At 62.3% G+C, this 20,735-nt stretch carries 13 protein-coding genes; 4 read left to right on the forward strand and 9 right to left on the reverse strand.

Annotated features, from left to right (window positions below; translation table 11 throughout):
* Nucleotides 1-331: 331 nt before the first annotated feature.
* The 3 genes from ACODTZ_RS29905 to ACODTZ_RS29915 form a co-directional block, all read right to left on the reverse strand.
* Nucleotides 332-11,494: a T1SS-143 repeat domain-containing protein gene (locus ACODTZ_RS29905; protein WP_489030177.1), complete on the reverse strand. Its 11,163-nt coding sequence runs from the start codon at nucleotides 11,492-11,494 to the stop codon at nucleotides 332-334.
* A 257-nt stretch (nucleotides 11,495-11,751) separates the two neighbouring features.
* Entirely contained in the window at nucleotides 11,752-12,531 is a 780-nt protein-coding gene (locus ACODTZ_RS29910) for a VOC family protein (protein ID WP_489030179.1), read from the reverse strand.
* Between the two features lie 73 nt (nucleotides 12,532-12,604).
* Complete coding sequence (locus ACODTZ_RS29915) at nucleotides 12,605-13,333, reverse strand: DUF899 domain-containing protein (protein ID WP_489030181.1); 729 nt, start codon at nucleotides 13,331-13,333, stop codon at nucleotides 12,605-12,607.
* Nucleotides 13,334-13,417: 84 nt separating this feature from the next.
* On the opposite strand from ACODTZ_RS29915, the gene ACODTZ_RS29920 reads away from it, so the two are divergent.
* Nucleotides 13,418-13,864 (forward strand): MarR family winged helix-turn-helix transcriptional regulator, encoded by a 447-nt coding sequence (locus ACODTZ_RS29920; protein ID WP_111564413.1) that lies wholly within the window; start codon nucleotides 13,418-13,420, stop codon nucleotides 13,862-13,864.
* Here ACODTZ_RS29920 and ACODTZ_RS29925 read toward each other — a convergent pair.
* The 4 genes from ACODTZ_RS29925 to ACODTZ_RS29940 form a co-directional block, all read right to left on the reverse strand.
* Nucleotides 13,861-14,619, reverse strand: coding sequence for an RES family NAD+ phosphorylase (locus ACODTZ_RS29925; protein WP_489030183.1), 759 nt, complete (start codon nucleotides 14,617-14,619; stop codon nucleotides 13,861-13,863). The two genes, ACODTZ_RS29920 and ACODTZ_RS29925, sit on opposite strands and share 4 nt — an antisense overlap.
* On the reverse strand, nucleotides 14,579-14,962 hold the full coding sequence (locus ACODTZ_RS29930) for an antitoxin Xre/MbcA/ParS toxin-binding domain-containing protein (protein ID WP_489030185.1): 384 nt from the start codon (nucleotides 14,960-14,962) through the stop codon (nucleotides 14,579-14,581). The genes ACODTZ_RS29925 and ACODTZ_RS29930 overlap by 41 nt, the downstream gene beginning before the upstream one ends.
* Before the next feature lie 135 nt (nucleotides 14,963-15,097).
* The gene (locus ACODTZ_RS29935; RefSeq protein ID WP_018898984.1) at nucleotides 15,098-16,429 is read right to left on the reverse strand and encodes an MFS transporter; all 1,332 of its coding nucleotides are present in this window, start codon (nucleotides 16,427-16,429) and stop codon (nucleotides 15,098-15,100) included.
* Between the two features lie 399 nt (nucleotides 16,430-16,828).
* On the reverse strand, nucleotides 16,829-17,251 hold the full coding sequence (locus ACODTZ_RS29940) for an organic hydroperoxide resistance protein (RefSeq protein WP_018898985.1): 423 nt from the start codon (nucleotides 17,249-17,251) through the stop codon (nucleotides 16,829-16,831).
* Between the two features lie 120 nt (nucleotides 17,252-17,371).
* Between ACODTZ_RS29940 and ACODTZ_RS29945 the strand changes: the two genes are divergently transcribed.
* A complete protein-coding gene (locus tag ACODTZ_RS29945) occupies nucleotides 17,372-17,842 on the forward strand; it encodes a MarR family winged helix-turn-helix transcriptional regulator (RefSeq protein ID WP_489030188.1) in 471 nt (156 codons plus the stop codon).
* A 116-nt stretch (nucleotides 17,843-17,958) separates the two neighbouring features.
* A complete protein-coding gene (locus ACODTZ_RS29950; protein ID WP_489030190.1) occupies nucleotides 17,959-18,669 on the forward strand; it encodes a gamma-glutamylcyclotransferase in 711 nt (236 codons plus the stop codon).
* 29 nt (nucleotides 18,670-18,698) lie between these two features.
* On the opposite strand, the gene ACODTZ_RS29955 is transcribed toward ACODTZ_RS29950, so the two are convergent.
* Nucleotides 18,699-19,577, reverse strand: a complete 879-nt coding sequence (locus ACODTZ_RS29955; protein ID WP_489030192.1) for a LysR family transcriptional regulator — start codon at nucleotides 19,575-19,577, stop codon at nucleotides 18,699-18,701.
* 96 nt (nucleotides 19,578-19,673) lie between these two features.
* On the opposite strand from ACODTZ_RS29955, the gene ACODTZ_RS29960 reads away from it, so the two are divergent.
* Entirely contained in the window at nucleotides 19,674-19,901 is a 228-nt protein-coding gene (locus tag ACODTZ_RS29960) for a DUF1127 domain-containing protein (protein ID WP_489030194.1), read from the forward strand.
* Between the two features lie 84 nt (nucleotides 19,902-19,985).
* On the opposite strand, the gene ACODTZ_RS29965 is transcribed toward ACODTZ_RS29960, so the two are convergent.
* A complete protein-coding gene (locus tag ACODTZ_RS29965) occupies nucleotides 19,986-20,711 on the reverse strand; it encodes a L,D-transpeptidase family protein (RefSeq protein WP_111564405.1) in 726 nt (241 codons plus the stop codon).
* Between the last annotated feature and the right edge of the window lie 24 nt (nucleotides 20,712-20,735).

The following is a 20,735-nucleotide window of genomic DNA, read 5'->3' on the forward strand; positions in this document are numbered from 1 at the left end:
GCTGGAGGTGTATCGCAATCACCGCAGCTTGCCGCAACGGTGAAAACCTGCCGCAACCATCAAGATCCGCCGCGCCTCACTAGCCACTGATATCGCAACGCTTCTGGCCATCCGAAGCGAAACAGTCCACGTGGTTTCATTCGCCATCCACCGACCACGCAACCAGGCTGGCCGTAACGGCCGACTGCCCGACCATGCTCCGTATCTCGATCGTACGGCGATGGGGAGCCGGCCTCCCCTCACCCCTCACATCCCTCAAAACGCGAAAAAGGCGCTCGCGCGCCTTTTCCCTTGTCATGTCATGCGGAGCGTTCCGCCTGTCCGTCACCGCTTAGCCGACATGCGGCGCGGTGGTGGTGTCGTGCTTGTCGTCGAACAGGATCTTGACCGCTTCCGTGGTATTCTGGAGAACAGCCACATCGTGCCAGCCGCCATTGGCATTGACGCTGACCACCGTGTCGGCACCCTGGACCGTCGTCTTGACGCTTGAGAGCGCCTCGGCTTCGGTCGCCTGGTGGCCGAGCAGGCTGTCGAGCAGCTTCGACACGTCGAGCGTGTCGCCCTCGCCGGCCTTGTAGTCGGTGATCACGTCGGCGATCTTCACATCCGAAAGCGCGTCGGCATCGAGCACGAATGTATCGGCGCCCGCGCCACCCGTCAGCGTATACATGCCGCCGGCGCCCGAGAGCGTGTCGTTGCCATCGCTGCCGATCAACGAGTAGGCATGATTGTCGTCCCCGCTGCCGAGCGTGGCATCGAAGGCAACCTCGACGAAGTGGCCGGTGGAGCCATCCGTCAGCGTGTAGCTGCCATCCGCCAGGATCGCCTGACCGTTGATCGCGCTATCCGACGCATGCGCATCGAGCGACAGGCTGGCGATCTGATGATCGGCGAGGCTCGAAAGCTCGCCGGCATCACTGATGCCGTTATGGTTCAGGTCCTGCCAGATGGTGAGCTTCGAGAAGGCCTCATCATTGGCATCGATCTTGCCATCATGGTTGCTGTCGAGCGTCGCAAGCGCCTGAAGACCATCGACATAATTGCCGCCGGCAAAGTGCGGCGAGAAGATCTCGCTGCCGTTGTCGATCTTGCCGTTGCCATCCACGTCATAGGCCAGGATGCCATCCGTGCCCGCCGTCCAGGCGATCTTGTCCTGGTGACCATCGGCATTGATGTCGAAGGAGACACCGTTGTCGAGGGTGGTCAGGGCGATGCCGTTGTGGTCGAGGTCGAGGATGATGGGGTCGATGGCGGAAGTCGCGCTGCCGAAGAGAGGCTTCAGGCCCTGGTTCGTCAGCGAGTAGCCCTTCAGATCGACCAGGGTGTAGTCGGATCCCGTCTGGTGTTCGAACAGGAAAGTGTGTTCCTTAGAATCACCTGGGAACGTCGCCTTGAAGGCAACGATCGTGTTGTCCCCGAGCGCCTGCAGGTACTTTACCGCCACCGCCAGATCGAGCATCGAGTTGATCGGCATGTTGCCATTGCCGTTGCCGTTCTTGAAGGTAACGACACCGTTGACAATGGAATGACCCGTGATTGTCGAGCTGGCACCATTGCCGAAGAGTACGGTTTCCTTGAGCGTCACATCGGCAAAATCGCCCTTTGAAACATCAGCGGCAATCTTCAAGCTTCCGCTGTTTGGAAGCTCGATCTTGTCCTGGCTGGCGTCGAAGTCGGTGATCTGATCGTAACCGGTCACCGAGTAGCTCGAACTAAAGATAGAGCTAGACAATTCTATGGAAGGCTTCGAATCTCCGGCCGCGATCCTGAAGATGTCAGCACCCGTGCCGCCAGTCAGAGTATCGGCGCCGCGGCCGCCGACGAGGATGTCGTCACCAGCTCCACCATTCAACGTATCGTCGCCGTTACCGCCGATCAAGATGTCATTGCCAGCACCACCGCTCAGCGTGTTGTTGCTGCCATCACGACCGATGATGATATCGTTGCCGGCGCCGCCTGTGAGCGTGCTCGTAAAGTAGTTGACGTCGACATCGGCATGGCCCGTGGACGTCGTCTTGCCGTCCGACACGGTATAGTCGAACGAGCCGCCGCGTAACCCTGCATCCGTGAACGTGACAGACGGCGTGGTGTCCGAGTGATTCGCGCTATCCAAGAAGGCGTTGCTGGTTACATCAAAGTAGCGAGGATTGCTCGCATCGATGACCTTCAGGCTATCGCCATTGGCGTCGCTATCATTCCGAAGCAGCGCCCAATCCGGAATGGAGATGGTGGAGCTGTTGGTGATGATGGTGTCGTTGACGACCACAGGCGCGCTGTTCGGCGCGACGTCATCGGCACCGTTGATGGTAACGGTGACCGTCTTTGGCGTACCATCCACCGTGGTCACGGTGAAGGTATCGGTCAGTGTGCCGTTCTTGTTGAGCGCATCCACCTTGGGGTTTGCGTTGTTGAGCTCATAGCGCCAGTGACCCGTTTCGTCGATCGTGAAGCTGCCGTAGCCGGACTCGGTTGTCTTTGCCGTCGCGACAACAGTCCACTTGTCGTCGGGATTATCGACATCGGTCGAATTCAAGTTACCGGTCGCAACCGGCGTACCGCCTGCGTTTGCATAGCCTGCTTCCGTTACATTACCGCTGTTGTCGCCCGTGATGACAGCCGCATCGTTGGTGCCGTTGACCGTGATCGTCACGACATGGGAAGCGGAACCGTCCTTGGACCAGACGGTGAAGCTGTCTGTCTTGTGGTCGTCGGCGCCTAGCGACTGCAGCTTGCTGTTGTCGGCGGCGTAGGTCCAAGCGCCATCGGTGCCGATGGTGAACTTGCCGTAGGTGCCGACGCTGTTGGTCTGCGCCACGAACGCCTGTTGGCCATTGTCGACATCGACGATATCGAGCTTGCCGCGGGCATCGTAGTCGCTGTCTTCGGTCACCGAGAGATCCGCGCCTGAAGCGGCCGAGATAACCGCCTTGTCATTCGTGCCATTGACGGCGATTTCGATGACCTGCGAGGCCGAGCCGTCCTTGGACCAGACGGTGAAGCTTTCCGTCTTGTGTTCGTCGGCGGCGAGCGATTGCAGCTTGCTGTTGTCGGCGGTGTAGGTCCAGGTGCCATCGGTGCCGATCGTGAACTTGCCGTAGGTGCCGGCGCTGTCGGTCTGCGGCGCGAACGCCTGCTGATCGTGATCGACGTCAACAATGTTGAGCTTGCCGCCGGCGGTCAGGTCGCTCTCTTCGGTTACGGAGAGATCGGCGCCGGAGGCCGCCGTGATCACCGCGATGTCGTTGCGACCCTCGACCGTGACGGTCACCGTCGCGGTGCTGAAGCCGCCCTGGCCGTCGCTGATCGTGTAGCTGAAGGTATCCGTCGCCTTCTCGCCTTCGGCAAGATGCTGCAACGACGCAGAAGCGCTGGCGTCGTAGCTGAAGGACGTGCCGTCGAAAGAGATCGCGGCACCCATCGTGGAGATTGCAGCCTTCGCGCCGGCCTGATCGAAGCCGATGACGCTCAGCTTTTCGCCGATGTCGACGGTCTTGTCGTTGGCGAGCAGCAGGCTGGCATCGATCTTGTAGGAATGATCCTCGTTGATCGCGGCGTAATAGGAGCCGGGGGCGCCCGCTTCGGCGACGTAGCCGAACTGATAACCGCCGAAGGGCAGGCCATTGCTCGGCGCGTCATTCCACACGCCGTCGCGGAACTGGCCGTAGAGCCACAGGATGTTTTCGTTGCCGTTGCTGTTGTTGGGCTCGTTTGCATCCCAGTTCGTATAAACGAAGGGCTGGCCGGCCTCGGGGCCGGTTGCCCAGACCCAATGGCCCTCATGACCTTCGTCCGTGCCGCCGAGATAGGCGATAATTTCCGCCTTGCCGCCATCGTGATTGACGACACCAAGAACGACATTCTGCTCATGCGCCGAGGTGATGGTCGCCAGATAGCTCTTGTTGTCGGCCAGCAGCTGGGCCGCATCCACCCGTGCCTTGTCCCAGGTCTCGGAATTGTCGGTGGGCTTGAAAGTGTAGGCGTGACCGCTGGCGGCATCGAGCGTCCAGCCGTTCGGCACGCTGGAGAAGACGTCGTCATTGGCGATCGGGTTGTCGTTGGCGCCGTGGATGGTGACCTGGTAGACGGCGGACTTGCTGTCGCCGTCGGCGTCAGTGACAGTGAAGGGAACCGTCAGCGTCGCGATCTCGTCCTTGCTCAGGGCGTTGAAGCCGCTGCCGGGATGGATCGTGAAGATGCCGGTGTCGGCATCATAGCTGTAGGACTTCGGGTCTAGCGTGACGGTCATGCCCGATGGCGTCGAGATGGTGACCTGCGAGGTCGCGAAGGTCACCTCGCCCGCGCCGTCGGCGCCGAACGAGAAGGTGTTGCCATCATGCAGGTTGAAGGTGATCGCGCCGTCATCTTCACCGGCGTTCGCCGTGAAGACTGGAACCGGTGCGCCGTGAGTCAGGCTGACATTGGCGAGATAGGTGCCGACGTTGTCGGTGGCGTCGCCGGTTTCCTTGAAGGTCAGGGTGTTGGCACCGTTGTCCGCCGTCACCTCAAGGGTGACGACCTTCATCTGACTGGTGACCGGGATGGTGTAGACTTGGTTGTTCCAGTGAACCTCAAGGTGAGCCGAATTGTAGTTCGACGAGCCGACTTCGAAGCTGATCGTGTATTTCTCACCCGCCGTCAGGCCGGTAACGCTTTGCGAGATCGCGACGTTGCCCGGCGTTGCGCCGAGATCGACCATCGGATGGCCGTTGGATGTTGAGAGACCACCGTAACCGGAGGCGATCTTTTCGAGCTGCACGCCGGTCTGGCCGGCAACCGTTCCATCGATCTTCCAGCCAGTCGCTTCCGTTGCCCAGACGCCCCAGCTCTCGGTGTGCGCCCAGGTGCCGCCCGAGAAATCACCGTTGGTGAGAAGGTTCACGGCATGCGCCGTGCCGTTGATGGTCGGGCCGCCGTCGTTGATGTCGATCTGGACGCTGCCGTTGACGCTGTCGCCGTCGGCGTCGGTCACGGTGTAGACGATCTTCATGCGAAGGCCGTCGTCGGCACCGGTCTTGGCGCTATCGGGATGGTCGATCGGGCCAAGCTGCGTGAACTTGTATTCACCCGTCGCCGCGTTGAGGACCTCAACCTTGAAGATCGTCGTGCCATCGGCAAGCTTGCCGAAGAGGGTCAGCGCACCGGCCTGCTCGATGTGGATGGTTTCGCCGCCCGACTTGAGCGGGACGGTCACAACCGGAGTGGTCACATTGGCATCGAAGATGGACGGCGTCGTGTTGCCGCCGCTGACACCATAGGCGATCGAGGTGATCTTGGCGCCGTCGGCACCAGCGTGGAAGCTCATCGTGCCGGTGGCGGAGGTCTCGTGGAAGGAGCCGTCGGTGTTGGCGGTTTCCTGGACGGTGATGCGTCCGGCGTAGCCCGCGGTCGGCGCGTCGTCGCGGATGTCGACCTGCACGGCGTTGGTTGCCGTGTCACCATCCTTGTCGGTGACGACGAAGTCGAAGACCATGCGCAGCGAATCGTCGGCGCCGGACTGCCCCTTGTCGGGATGATCGATCGGGCCGGACTGGGTGAAGGTATAGGCACCCGTCTTCACGTCGGTGACGTGCAGCGAGAAGATCTCGACGTTGCCGACCTTGCCGGTGACCGTCAGGCCGTCGGTGGAGGTGGTGACCGTGATCGCCTGACCGTTCGACGTCAGCGCCGGCCAGCGGATGCTCTCGCCCTGAGCTTCCGGCATTTCCATGATCGTGTTGCCGAAGCGATAGACGATGCTGGTGATCTGGGCGCCATCAGCGCCGCCGTCGAAGAGCAACTTTCCGTCGACGCTCTGCTGGATGAACTGGCCGTTGTCGGTGCCGGCTTCGGTCACCGTCACGGTGTTGGAGAAGTAGGCCTTCGGGCCATCGTCGTTGACGGCGATCTGCAGGCTGCGGCTTGCCGTATCGCCATCACCGTCGGTGACGGTGAAGCCGATCTTCATCACGATGCCATCGGCCGAGCCGGTTTCGTTTCGGTCCGGCTGGTCGAGCGGCAGCGACTGCGTGTACTTGTATTCGCCGGTCGCGGCGTTGGTGACCTCGACCACGAAGACGGTCTTGCCGTCGGCGCGAACGCCGGTGAGCGTCAGGTGATCGGCGGATTCGACGATATGAACCGCCTGACCGCCCGACGTCATGGCGTTCGCGGTGTAATCCTTGGCATCCTCGTCGGCGACCTTCGGGGCCGCGTTCGTGCCGAGTTCGTAGGAAATCGCGGTCACCTTGGCACCATCGGCGCCGGCGACGAACTGTATGGTGCCGGTGGCCGAGGTCTGGTGGAAGGAGCCATCGGTGTTGGCCGTTTCCTGAACCGTGATGCGGCCGGAATAGCTTGCCGTCGGGACATCATCCTTGATGGTGACGGTGAAGTTGCCGGTGATGGAATCGCCGTCATTGTCGGTCGCGGTGTAGGTCACGGCGACGTTCAGGTTGTCGGCGCCAACACCTGTGTGAGCCGTGCTGTGCAGCAGCGTGAAGGTATATTTGCCGTCGTTGCCGAGCGTGACCTTCCAGGAGCCGTCGCCGGCCGTCAGGGTCTTGCTTGCATCGTCCCACTTGGCGCCATCGGCCGCTAGAACGATCTTGCCGCCGTCGACGCCAAGCGAAATGTCGAGATCGCCCTTGACGGAAAGATGGCTGCTGTCGGGAGACGAGCCGTTGGCGAGATCGTCCTCGCTGAGGCTGACGCTGCTCACAGCCTTCAGAACCGGCGCGTCGTCGCGGAACTGGATCTGCTTGCCGATATCAACCGACTTGGTGACCGTGTCGCCATCATAGTCCGTCGCGGTGACGACAGCCGAGATCTTGCCAGTTAGATCGACAAGGTCATTGGCGTTGCTGCCATCGGGATGCTTGATCGCCTGGTACTGGGCAATGCTGACGCGGCCGTCGCTGTCGATATTGATCGCGAAGACGGCCTTACCGTCGCTGTCGCGGCCGATGACGAGGCCGTTGCTCATCGAGAGCGTAATCGCCTTGCCTGCGGTCGTGAGCAGACCGGATTCGCTGTTAGTGATGCTGAGGGTCAGCGTGGTCTTGCCCTGGCCGTCGGTGCCGACGCTGGAGCCGTAGTTGACGATCGCGCCCGTTTCGCGGGCATAGCCGAGCGCGGTCACGTGGGCGCTGTTTTCGAAAGCGGTGAAGATCGACTTGACGCTCTGCAACGTCGTGTCATCGCTGTTGGCGCTAACGCCGGTGCTTTCGTCATGGGTGACGATGCGGCCGGTGAGCGAGATCGAGACCGTGGGGACGTCGTCGGTGATCTTGACGACGAGCTTACCGCCCAGCGTGATGCTGTCGCCGTCGCCATCGGTCGCCTTGATGACCGAACCGAAGTCGATGCCGGCGACAGAGCCGGTGGTGGTCTTCAGGTCGGTGTTGGCGCCGTTGCCGGCAACGTGGTCGAGCTGATCGTACTGCTGGAACTTGAAGCTGCCGTCGCTATTCAGCGTCAGCGACAGGACCGGGCGGTCAAACAGCGGATTGTAGCCCTGACCGATGACGTTGACGTAGCCGATGATCGCGTTGCCGACCACGGCATAGGAGAGCTGGCCGCCCTGCGACGACAGACCGAGAGCCGTCAATGTGGCTGTGGCGTTTGCGGCAAAGGAGAAACCGCCGCCATTGGCAGCGCCATCGGCGCCGAAGGAGACGGTCGAGGCGATCGAACCGGACACAGTCGCGGCAAGGCCGACGCCGAGCACCGAGAAGTCCGACGACGAACCGTCGTGCGTGCCGTCTTCGGCGCTGTTGCCCTGCGACAGGATGTTGAAGATGTCGCCTTCATCGGCGGTAACCGTGACGGAGGAACCGGAGAGAACCGGTGCGTCGTCGCGGAACTGGATCTGGCCACCGATATCGACGGACTTGGTGGCAACGTCGCCGTCATAATCGATGGCGGTGACGACAGCCGAAATCTTGCCGGCGAGGTTGACCAGATCGTTGGCATCGGTGCCGACAGGATGCTGGATCGCCTGATACTGCGCGATGCTGACGCGGCCTTCGCTGTCGAGGCTGATTGCGAATACGGCGTCGCCATGCGCGTCGCGGCCGACGACCAGGCCACCTTCCTCGTGCAGGGTGATCGCTTCGTTGTCGATGGTCTTCAGGCCGGATGCTTCGTCGGTGACGTGCAGCGTCAGAGATACCTTGCTCGGCTCATCCGTGCCGACGCTGGAGCCGTAGTTGACGATTGCGTTGCCGTTGCGGGCATAGCCGAGCGCATGATCGATATGGTTGGCCGTTTCGAAGCCGCCGAACGGTCGGCTTGCGGCATTTGCAGTGCTGTCGTTGCTGTTAGCATCGCGGCCAGCGGTTTCGTCGTGGATGACGGTGCGGCCGGTGAGCGAGATCGAGACCGTGGGAACGTCGTCGGTGATGGTGACGACGAGCTTGCCGCCGATGACGACGCTATCGCCGTCGCCGTCGGTTGCCTTGATGACCGAGCCGAAGTCGATGCCGGAAACCGTGCCGGTGTCGGTCTTCAGGTCGGTGTTGGCGCCGTTGCCGGTGGCATGGTCGAGCTGATCGTACTGCTGGTACTTGAAGCTGCCATCGCTGTTCAGCGTGAACGACAGGACCGGACGGTCGAACAGCGGATCATAGCCCCGACCGATGTTGTTGACGTAGCCGATGATCGTGTTGCCGACGACGGCATAGGCGAGCTCGCCGCCCTCGGAGGAAAGGCCGATGGAGGCAAGCGTCGCTGCGGCATTCGCAGTGAAGGAGAAGGCACCGGTGGCGGCGGAACCGTCCGCGCCGAAGGCGACGGTGGAGGCAACCGAGCCGGAAACGGTGGCGGCGTAGCCGACGCCGAGAAGCGAAAGGTTGGAGGTCGAGCCGTCGCCCGAACCGTCGAATGGCGAATTGCCATTCGAAAGCAGGTTGGAGATATCGCCTTCGTCGGCGGTCACAGCGACAACGGTTCCCGTCGTGGTCGGAATGTCGTCGTTGACGTTGATGGTCAGCGAACCCTTGGCGATGTCGCCATCGCCATCCGTCACCTGGAAACCGATGGTCACAGGAAGGTTGTCTTCCGTGGCGCCCGTGGTGCCGTGCACCAGCGGCGCGGAGAGGTCGAAGGTGTAGCTGCCGTCGGCCTTGACCGTCAGCGTGAAGACGAGGTCGCCGCTGTCCTTGCCGGTTGCCGTCAGGATCGTCGCGCCGGCGTCGTTCGTCGTGGTGGTGTAGACGAGGTTTTCAGCGACGCCGTGGCCGTTGACGTCATGGATCGCCTGAATGCCCGTCGGAGCCGTGAAGGCAACGGACTGGATGCCATCGGCGCCAGCCTTGAAGAGTGTGCCGGCCTCGCCGGAGATCGACTTGGCGTCGGCCACATCGCCGTTACCACCGGCATTGCCGGGGAACAGGGTCTGGGCGTCGTCGTCGAGCTTGGTTTCTACGTTTACCATGCTTGCGGTGGGGGCGTCGTCGTTGATGGTGACGTCGAGCCAACCATGCGAGGTGTCGCCATCGCCATCGGTGACGGTGAAGTTGACTGTCAGGCCGAAATTGTCCTGGCCGCTTTGGCTGTGAACGATCGGGGCGCTGACGATGAATTCATAAGAACCATCCGCATGCACGATGAATGTCGCGACGGTCTGTTTGCTGTGTTCACCTGTTGCCGTAAAGGTGGTGTCACCGCCGTCGACGACGCCCTTGCCCCAGCTGACGCTTTCCTGCGCCGCGAAGCCCTTGTCGGTCTTGTAGATGGCCGAGAAGCTCATCTGCTCGCCACCGAGCACGATGCTCTTGAAGCCATCGGCACCCGTCGTGAACAGGGCGCCGGCCTCACCCTTGACGCTCGTTACGCCAAGGTTGCTGTTGCCGGGGAAGAGTGTCTGCAGGTCGTCCTGCATGATGGTTTCGTTGGTGACGGTGTTGGCGGTCGGGACATCGTCGTTGACTGTCACGGTGAAGCTCGCCGGTACGGTGTCGCCATCGGCGTCCTTGGCGGTGACGGCAAACGTCAGGTCGATCTGCTGGTCCTGCGACGGGGCGACGTCGAGAAGGATGATCTCGCCCTCGCCGGCTCCGGGACCCGACTGCGGATGGTCGATGCTGGTCAGGAGCGTGAATGTGTAAGCGCCATGCTCGGCGGTCGGATCGAGCGTTACCACGAAGACGTCGGTGGTCTTGACGACGGCTTCCGAGCCTTCGCCGATGACGGTTTCGGTATAGCCGGTCAGCGTGTGGCCGTCGGCGGAGATTCTATAGAGGATGTCCTGGCCGTGCGACTGCAGGCCCGACGGCGCGCTCTGCGCGTTGAATGTCAGGTCGCGGCTGCTACCGTTGTCGGCGCCCCACTGTACGCCGAGCGAGATGCTGCCGGTGACAGCCGGGCTCTCGGCGCCGCGCAGGCCGCCTTCGCTGACGACGCTGTCGTCGCTTGCACCCTTGAGATCGATAACAGGCGCGTCATCGCGGATGTCGACCGAGCCGATGCCGGTGACGCTGTCGCCGTCCTTGTCGGTGACGGTGTAGCTGAACTGCAGGCGCAGCACGTCATCGGCGCCGCTTTCGCCCCTGTCGGGATGATCGAGCGGGCCGAACTGCGTGAAGGTGTAGGCGCCGGTCAGGGTATTCGTGACCGTGAGCGTAAAGACCGGCTGGCCGTCGACCGAGCCGGTGATGGTCAGGCCGTTGATGGTAACCACGACCGGCTGGCCGTTGGAGGTCAGATCGACATGCGTGCCGTTCTGGGTGCCTTCATCCATATTGAGCGAATCGGAGAGACCGACGGCGGTGATGACGCCGAAGTCCTTGCCGGGGATGAAGCCGAACTGGCCGTTGACGACCTGGGTCGAGAAGGCGCCGTTGGCATCGCTGACTTCCGTTACCAGCGAAATGCTGCTTGCCGTGATGAGGGGAACGCCGTTCTGCTCGTCCGGCGTGCGGCTGGGCGCACCGTCAGCCTGCTGCGTATCGGCCAGCAGCGAAGCGAGCTGCGTCGGGTCGCCGGCGTTGCCCGGTGTCGTGTCCTGGAAGTTGGCGCCGGAGCTCGATGGGGAGGAGCTGGCGGAATAGGAGCCGTCGGGGCCGGCGGCGACGTTGATGTTGCTCTGTTCGAGAGCGGCGATCACGGCCTGCTGGGGAAGCTCGACTTCGCCGAGCAGGAAGGTCGGGACGTGGAGCGCGCCGTTGACGATGACGATCTCGGTGCCATCGGCCTGGACGAGGACGAGGTCGTTGCCGCGGACGTGGATATCGTCGATCGCAGTACCTGCAGGCAGATGGGCGATGTTGTTCTGATCCGGGACAACCTGGCCGGCCGGTGCGGCGGCGGCTGCTTCTTGAGCTGCGGGCAAGCGGCCGGTCGTTTCAGTTACCTGAGCGCCCTGCTGGTCTGCCGGCTGAGTGCTATCGGCCTGTGCGACCTCGACGCCACCCAGGGCGGAAGTCTGCAGGCGGGCGTCCTGATGAATATCGGAGATCAAGTCATGCGATGCGGTTTCATTTTCAACGGCAGAGATGCGAGAATCTTCGATAGACATACAAAATACCCCAATGAGAAACTGAGGCCAAATAATTCTGCCGAAGATACAAAAGCAATACTGCCCTATAGGCGCCGATATAGCGGGTTATGCATCCACCCAGAAATGTTTAAGAACGGTTAACCGCAAAACCGCTTAGTCGGTAAAATTCTAATAAAAATAGAACGATAGAGGCTATTCGGCCACAGCAGAACGGCCCCGTTTCCGGGGCCGATTCGAGCGCGTTTCGGGTGCTTGCAAGCGAGGCTTTCTAGGCCTCAGCGGGCCGGCGCCACGAGGCAGAAGAAGGCGCCCTGCGGGTCGATCGCCTGTATGACCCAGCTGCCGCCGGGCACTTCCATGGGGCCGTTGACGACCTGCCCTCCGCCAGCCTTGACCCGCTCGATGGCGGAATCGATGGCGGGCACGTTGAAATAATAGGCCCAGGCCGGCATCGGCACGTTCTCAGGCTTGGTCATCATGCCGCCGACTGGCGTGCCATGTTCGGCGAAGATGCGGTAGACGCCCATCGGGCCCATGTCGAAATCATGGTCCTTGGTCCAGCCGAAGAGCTTTTCGTAGAAGGCGAAGGCCTCACCGCCGTCGCCGGCATAGAGTTCGCTCCAGCCGAGCGTGCCCGGCGCGCCCATCGCGGCTTCAGGCGGCGGGCTGTCCATCGGGGCCGGCGTCATGATGCAGATCACGGCGCCATGCGGGTCGGCGACCACGGCGAAGCGGCCGATTTCGGGGATATCTTCCGGCGGGCGGCGGACGGAGCCGCCATTTGCGGCGAAATCCCGGGCGCTCTGGTCGACATCGTCGACGGCGACATAGCCGGTCCAGTTCGGCGGGATGCCGGTGCCTTCAAGCTCGGCGGGAAAGACCATCATGCCAGCGCGGCCGACGCCATCTGCCTCGAAGATATTGTACGGTGGCATGCCGGGGACGGTCATTTCGCTGGTCGTCCAGCCGACGACCTTTGTGTAGAAATCCTTGGCGCCCTTGGTATCGGGCGTCATCAATTCGCACCAGATGAACTTGCCGTGGGTCTCCGACATCGTGATCTCCCTTTCACGTTCTTCGTTGCGTCGATACAGGCGTGATGATCTCAGGCCGCCATAATCCTGGGTATCAGTGGCAGCAGGATGACGTCTTGGGCGCCTCAGCATACTCGTCGTGGCGCTTGACGAAGTTCATCGTCGAGTCCTCGTTGCGGCCCTTCGGCGCGCGGTCGAGGATCATCAGCGTGCCGATCAGCTCTTCCGGGCCGCGGGCGTAGCTTGAGTAGGTGTGGAAGATCTCGCCCTTCTCATCTTTGTAGAAGGCGCTCAATCCCGGCAGTTCGTCATTGGCATCTTCCGGCGGGATCGAAGTAAAGTTGTAGAATACCTTGTCCTTGCCGAGATCTTCCTGGCTGAACGACACGTGATAGTCGAAGTTGAAGTCGCTCGATGCCGAGGACACCCAGGGGAACTTCCAGCCCATCCTGGTCTTGTAGGCCTCGATCTTGGCCACGGGGGCGCGCGAAACGGCGACCCAGGTGACATCGTGATTGTTCAGATGCGGCAGCGTGCCATCGACATGGTCGGACAGGAACGAGCAACCGGGACAACCGGCCTCCCAATCGGGACCGAGCATGAAATGGTAGATGATCAGCTGGCTGCGGCCATCGAAGAGCTCGCTGAGCGACCTCTTGCCATCGGGCGTGTCGAAGGCATAGTCCTTATCGACCTTGACCCAGGGAAGCGCCATGCGCTCGGCATTGACCTTGTCCCTCAGATGCGTTGCTTCCTTCTCCTTGAGAAGCAGCGCGCGGCGGGCTTCGAGCCATTCTTCGCGGGAAACGACTTGGTTCTGCATCGTGTGCGCCCTCCTCCGGCGCGACCGAAACGGTCCATTCTCCTTTTCCTTGACTATATACATTGATATCAATAGAAATTGGACATGTCAAACGCTACCGAGATTCCTTTCGCAACGACGCTTCTGGTGCGCGACACGTGCCTGTGCCTGCATGCGCAGCGGGCCGCCAGAGCGCTTGCGCGGTTGTTCGACGATGCGCTGAGGCCGGCGGGGCTGACCAATGGCCAATTCTCGCTGATGATGTCGCTGAACCGGCCGGAGCCGCCGCCGATGGGGCCGGTCGCCAAGCTGCTTGCCATGGACCAGACGACGCTGACGGCGGCGCTGAAGCCGCTGCAGCGGCGTGGCTGGGTCGAGGTCTTTCCGAACCCACGGGACAAGCGCGGACGACTGTTGCGGCTGACGCCCGAGGGTATGCGCGTGCTCACCGCGGCGCTGCCGATCTGGGAAAGCACGCATGCGGCGCTGGAACAGACGTTGCCCGAGGGCAATGCCGAACGGCTGCGGCAGGATCTGCAGGCGCTGGCCTAGCTCCGCGCTGCGATGCGTGGGTCATCGCCGAAATCGGCGCGGGTAAACCCAATTCTTGCCTTCGGAAATTCGCAGAGCGCCTGGACGCCTGTTGCGGAGAGGCGCAGGCGCCATGTCTGGCGCTCGACCGGATCGCGCGCGGCGAAGGCCGATGCGGTGAGCAAAGCGATGTTGCGGCGATGGCCGGGATCGCGGACCGAGGCGTAGAGGATTGCCTGGCAATCGGCCTCGCGGGCGGCATCGGCCAGCGCCTGGCAGGGCTCGTAGCGCTGGGGATCGATCCAGACCACATGGTCGCGATCGAGCGGCGGCGCGGTGAGGTCGATGGCGCGCGGCGTCTCGATGGCCGCGGCAAAGGCGGTGTATTCGGCGGCGTTGGCGGGAAGCGGCGTATCGGGGGAATCGGCGAAGAACAGCAGCCGGTAGAAGGCCATCTCAGCGATGGCGGTTTCGACCGCTTCCGATGCGTAGTAAACACCGAGCGTGCGCCCTGCCCGGCGGAAGCGCGAGCCGTGGGGATAGATGGCGCCGTAGCGGAAGGGTGTCGCCAGCAGATAGTCGAGGCCCTTGCATTCCGGCGGCAGGACCGGCTTGCTTTCTTCCAGCAGTGTCTCAAGCAGGGCCTGCTCTTCCAGCGTATCGACGATCTTCAAGGTCGAGATCTGATGCTGCGCCTCCACCAGTCGCCAGAAGCGGCCGGAGACGGGTCGCGCTTCAGACGATAGCGCGGCGGGCGTCCAGGTAGGCGAGGACATCGGTCAATCCTGATATGCTGACGATCTTTTCGAGCGGCGTGGCGCCGAGCGCGGTGTTGGCGTTGCGCAGCCATGAGCGCGCGACGGCCTCGTCACCACCGACGATGGCATCAAGCGAGCGGAACAGGCGCACAAGCAGGATGGCGAGTTCGAAGGATTTCGAGCCGCGCTCGAGCAGGTAGTCCTGCCTTTTCATGCGCGATACGGTGGCTTCCGACAGGCCAAGCACTGAAGACAGCGTGCGGGCGCTGATGCCGAGGCGCTCGGCGGCGGCAACGGCGGCCTTGGTGATGACGACGGCTTCCTGGGGATGCGTGCCTTGTAGCGGATGGACGATGGCCATGGCGAACTCCTTTCCTTGGAAATAATATAGTGATTTTATTTCTTATGGAAAGATGGTTGGCGGAAATTCCGCCCCAAACGAAAACAACCCGGCCTGTGGTGCAGACCGGGTTGCCAATCGTTGTAACGGCTAGGCTTACTTCGCCGATGGGTCCTTGATGGTCTTGCCGATCGAGAAGGCCAGAAGGGCCGAGATCAGCATCAGGGCGCCGACGATGAACATCGGCATCTCATAGAGACCCGTGGCATCCTTGACAGCACCGGTGATGTAGGGTGCCGCGAAGCCCGCGATGTTGCCCACGGTGTTGATGAGCGCGATGCCTGCGGCAGCCGCGGCACCCGTGAGGAAGCGCGAGGGGAAGGACCAGAAGTTCGGGAGAGCCGAGAAGATCGCGCAAGCGGTGAGCGTGATGGCGATGACGGTTGCCTCAGGGGACGACATCAGCAGAGCGAGCGGGATGCTGATCGCGCCGACCAGAGCCGGGATGCCGACGTGCCAGGCGCGGACGCCACGCTTGGACGCATCGCGGCTCCAGAAGAACAGCGCGACGGCGGCCGGCAGATACGGGATCGCCGTGATCAGACCCTTGTCGAAGACGTTGAACTTGGTGCCGAACTTGGTCTCGAAGCCCGCGATGATCGTCGGCAGGAAGAAGGCCAGCGCATAGAGGCCGTAGATAAGGCCGAAATAGATGACCGAAAGCAGCCAGACGCGCTTGTCCTTGAGCGCCTGCAGGGTCATCGAGCCGTGGCCGGAGAGCTTGCCAGCTTCTTCCTTGGCGAGTTCGCGGTTCAGCCAGTCACGCTCTTCCGAGGTCAGCCACTTGGCGGCGGTCGGGGTGTCGGGCAGGTAGAACCAGGTGATGATGCCGACGATGATCGCAGGAACGGCGACGCCGAAGAACATGATGCGCCAGCCTTCGTAGCCGAACAAGCCGTGCGCCTGGATGAGCAGCGAGGCGATTGGTGCGCCGATAACTGTCGTCAGCGGCTGGGCCAGATAGAAGAGCGCCAGGATCTTGGCGCGATGGCGGCCGGGAACCCAGGTGCTGAGATAGAGGATGGCGCCGGGGAAGAAGCCCGCCTCGGCAACGCCGAGCAGGAAGCGCAGCGAATAAAGGCCGGTGACGCTGCTGACCCAGGTGAAGAGCATCGCAACGACGCCCCAGGTCACCATGATGCGGGCGAGCCAGCGGCGGGCGCCGTATTTGTGAAGCGCCAGGTTACTGGGGATTTCCAGAACGATATAGCCAACGAAGAAGATGCCGGCGGCAAAGCCGAACTGGGCCGCGGTCATGCCGAGGTCCTGCGTCATCCCGTTCGGGCCGGCAAAGGAGATTGCCGTACGGTCGAGGAAGTTGATGAAGAACATCAATGCGATGAAGGGAACCAGGCGAATGGAGATCTTGCGGATCGCCGATTTTTCGACCTGCTGTTCCTGGTCTGATAGTTTAAACGTCGCGTTCACATAGTCCTCCCGACAAGACCGCTGCGGCCCATCGAGCCTACGAGTGCGACTTGCGCTATGCAGCCCCGTTGTGTCGGGAATGCTGGATGTTGATCTCTAGCCCTACCGCGAAAGTCGGTCTCCTATGTCCGATACTTGTGCAACTGATCGCGCCCGATTACCGAATGCGCCTTGTCACACGAGCCCCAACGGACATGCCTCCTCCCCTAGCGAGCGACACATTTCTTTCAAATTACCAGCCACTCGTCAACTGGTATGATGAGATGGTGAGTATTCTTTAACAGAATATTAGAACATGTTCAAAATCCGCGTACACTGAATCGCGCGCTTCTAGACAGCAAAAAGCGCCGCGCTCCGAAAAGCACGACGCTTTGGCGGTCGTTATCAGGTTCTACCTGATCAGGCGACAGTGACAGGCACTTCCGTGGAGGTGCGCATGGCGTGGCTGTAGGGGCAGACGATGTGGGCGGCAGCGGCCAGCTTTTCAGCGGTCGGCTTGTCGAGGCCCGGGATATTGACCGTCAGCGCAACTTCGATGCCGAAGCCACCGCCATCTTCACGCGGGCCGATGCCGACGGTGGCCGAGACGGTCGTGTCTTCCGGAATCTTGACCTTCTGCTGGCCCGCGACAAATTTCAGAGCACCGAGGAAGCAGGCCGAGTAGCCGGCCGCGAAGAGCTGTTCCGGGTTGGTGCCGGTGGCGCCGTCGCCGCCAAGTTCCTTCGGAACCGTCAGCGTAACATCGAGAACGCCGTTTTCGGAAACGGCGCGGCCTGCGCGGCCACCGGTGGCGGAAGCTTTGGTTGTGTAGAGGATCGGCATGTCAGTCTCCTTCGTTGGGGCTGGATTTTGTATATCGCGCAATTAAATTGTACGCAAGTGAATTTTGCAAATTGCATTCGGAATCCGAAAAGACGACAATGCAAACGCCGGGGAAGCACGATGACGAAAGCGCAGACGACAAAGACGATGAAAATTCCGGAAGAGGAAAAGCGGCTGGAGCGACAGCTCTGTTTCGCGGTCTATTCGACGGCGCATGCCTTCACGCGCGCCTACAAGCCAATCCTCGACAAGGTGGGCCTCACCTATCCGCAATATCTCGTCATGCTCGTTTTGTGGGAGAAGGCCGCGCTGCCGGTGAAGACCATCGGCGAACAGCTCGATCTCGATTCGGGCACGCTGTCGCCGCTATTGAAGCGCCTCGAGCAGAGCGGGCTCATCGTTCGCACCCGCGACCCCAAGGACGAGCGGCAGGTGATCGTGACGCTGACGTCAGAGGGCGACGCGATGCGCTCGCAGGTGGACGGCATCATGGGCGAGATCGGCAAGGCGATCGGCTGCACGCTCGAAGAGATGGTCGATATCCGCGAGAAGCTGCAGGGCCTGCGCGGCAATCTCACCGAGACGCGGTAGGCCCGCCCATTCCCTCGCCCGGGCCGACGGACGGGTTGACTCCGAGGGATAGTTTGCGAATTTTATAGCCGCGACGCCTGTTCGCGCAGTTCAGTCGGGAGGAATTGCGAGATGTCATGCCCAAACCACGCACCATGTGCCTCACACCCGATCTCGTCCAACTCTGCTACCGCGAAGAGGTCGACCCCGGCCCGGATCCGCGCCTGACGACACTGACGGACGACGATTTCGCGTCGCTCACCGCGCGTCTGACGGAAGAGAGCGGCGACGAGCCGCTGTGGGTCTTCGCCTACGGATCGCTGATCTGGAAACCGGAATTCGAGTTCGTCGACCAGAGCCGCGCGACGGCTCTCGGCTGGCACCGCTCCTTCTGTCTGGAGATCAGGAGCTGGCGCGGCTCGCCCGAGCAGGCCGGGCTGATGATGGCGCTCGATCGCGGCGGACAATGCGACGGCATGATGTACCAGCTGCCTCAGGGAGACCGGGCCGCGCAGATTTCCCGGTTGCTGCGTCGCGAGATCAGCGAACGCGAGCATATCGATACTATCCGCTGGCTACCGGTGAAGACGCCTAAGGGCCGGGCCCGGGCGCTGGGCTTCTGGATCGGGCCGACGGGCAACCGCATCTATCGCAAACAGCCCCTGCCCCTAGTCGCCGCCACGCTGGCGCGCGCCTGCGGCTATGTCGGCTCCTGCGCCGAATATCTCTACAACACCGTCACCCATCTGGAGAATTTCGGCATCCACGACCGAAACCTCTGGCGCCTGCAGGAGCTCGTCGCCGCCGAGATCCGCCAGATCCACGGGATCGAGCTACCGACGGCATAGGGGCTTGCCGTCGCCCTGCGATGGCGGCTCTACGACCCGGCCTCGCGCAGTGACTTCATCATTTCCCGCAGGCCGCGGCTCAAATGCTTGTCGCGGCGCACGACCATTCCGAGCTTGCGCACCAGCGGCGGGTTGACGGGGGCGGTTTCGAGGAAGCCGGCGCGGTCACGTTTCAGCGCCAGTCCGGGCAGGATCGACCAGCCGAGGCCTGCCGCCACCAGCTCCTTGATAGCCTCGACGCTACCGAACTCCATGACAGGGCGAGCAACCAGACCGGCCTGCCCCATCCACTCATCGATGGTCCGCCTGGTATTCCCGCCGTCATAGAGCAGCAGCGGCTTGGTGTTGACGAAGGCCGCGTCCGGGCCGCCATGCGGGATGGCCGAGCCGCGCGGCGCAACCACCATCAGCTCGTCGTCATAGAATGCCTCGACCTCGAAAGAGCGGCCGGGCGCCGGCAGCGTCACGACCGCGACATCGAGCGCATTGGTCTCGAGATCGCGCAGGATGTCGTCGGTGTTGCCGATGCGGACGGTGATTTCGAGCCCGGGCATCTTCTTCCTGGCGCGCGAGATTGCCAACGGCAGCAGATGGATGGAGGCGGTGGCGCCGCTGCCGATGCGCACACGGCCACTCTCGCCATTCCTGTGCGGCGTCATCGCCTCCTCGGCATCGGCGAGTTCGCGCATGATCCGCCGCGCGTGGCTGAGAAATTCGAGACCGGCTGCTGTCGGCTGCGCCCGACGGCCGACGCGCTCGATCAGGCGCACGCCAAGGCGCTGTTCCAAGAGCTTGATCTGCAGGCTGACCGCAGGCTGGGTTACCCCCGCCTTGTCGGCGGCGGCGGTGAAGCTTCCGAGTTCGGCGATGTGAATGAAGGTCTGCAGCTGATCGAAGCCGAATGCCATGCGAAGTTTCTCTTATGATTTGTATAAGATGCATAAGCTTCATTGCGGGATATATCCAGCGCATTGTCGGGACAGGCCAAGACGGAGACAGAAGAGATGGCGACCGACACATCGGACGAAAGAGCAAGCCAGACGCGCGTGCCGGCACTGCTGGCAACGCTTGCAGAGATGGCGCGAAACCTCATCGAAAGCATCGAGACACGCTGCCGGAAACAACGCGGCAGGGCGGTGCTCAGCGAGCTGACCGATGACGAACTCAAGGATATTGGCGTGTCGCGCGCCGACGCGATGACGGAAGCGGCGAAATCGGCGTTCTGGGGATGAGGAGCGCTTGGGGCGCACAGCCGAAGAGCCTTGGGACCGGCGCGAAAAGTCTCTCCCCGGATCGGGGAGAGACGAAGACATAGCTTACTGCTTGACGACGATCGGCGCCTTGGTCGGCACGCGGTCGTAGAGGTCGATGATGTCCTGGTTCAGCAGGCGCACACAGCCCGACGAAACGGCCTTGCCGATCGAGCGCCAGTCCGGATTGCCGTGCAGGCGGTAGAGCGTGTCCTGGCCGCCCGAGAAGATGTAGAGCGCGCGGGCGCCGAGCGGGTTCTTCAGGCCCGGCTCCATGCCGCCGTTCTCGATCGAATATTTCACGAGTTCCGGCTGACGGGCGACCATCTCATTCGGTGGCTTCCAGCGCGGCCACTTCTGACGCCACTGGATGACGCCGTCGCCCTGCCAGGCGAAGCCCTCGCGGCCGATGCCGACGCCGTAGCGCATCGCTGTCCCGCCCGGCTGGACGAGATAGAGGAAGCGCGAGGGGGTATCGACGACGATGGTGCCGGGGCGCTCGCCGGTCGGATCGATGACCTGCTGGCGATAGTAGCGCGGATCGATCTGCTGGTAGGGAACCGGCGGGATGAGGAAGCCGCCATCCTCGACCGGGCCGTACATGACAGCGAGCTCGGCATCGGTGGGCGCCGGCGTCGTCTGGAAGGCACGGATCGGATTCGGGAATGCCATTGGCTGGCCGTACGACGGGCTCGTGCCCGAGGTGGAGGCACACCCTGCCAGCGCCGATGCCGCGGTTACCGCTGAAAGCGATAGAAAGTTGCGGCGGGATATGGATTTGTCAAAGCTCATAACGAGGGTCAATTTTCCTTAAGC

The sequence above is a fragment of the Rhizobium sp. FG113 genome (assembly GCF_057809895.1).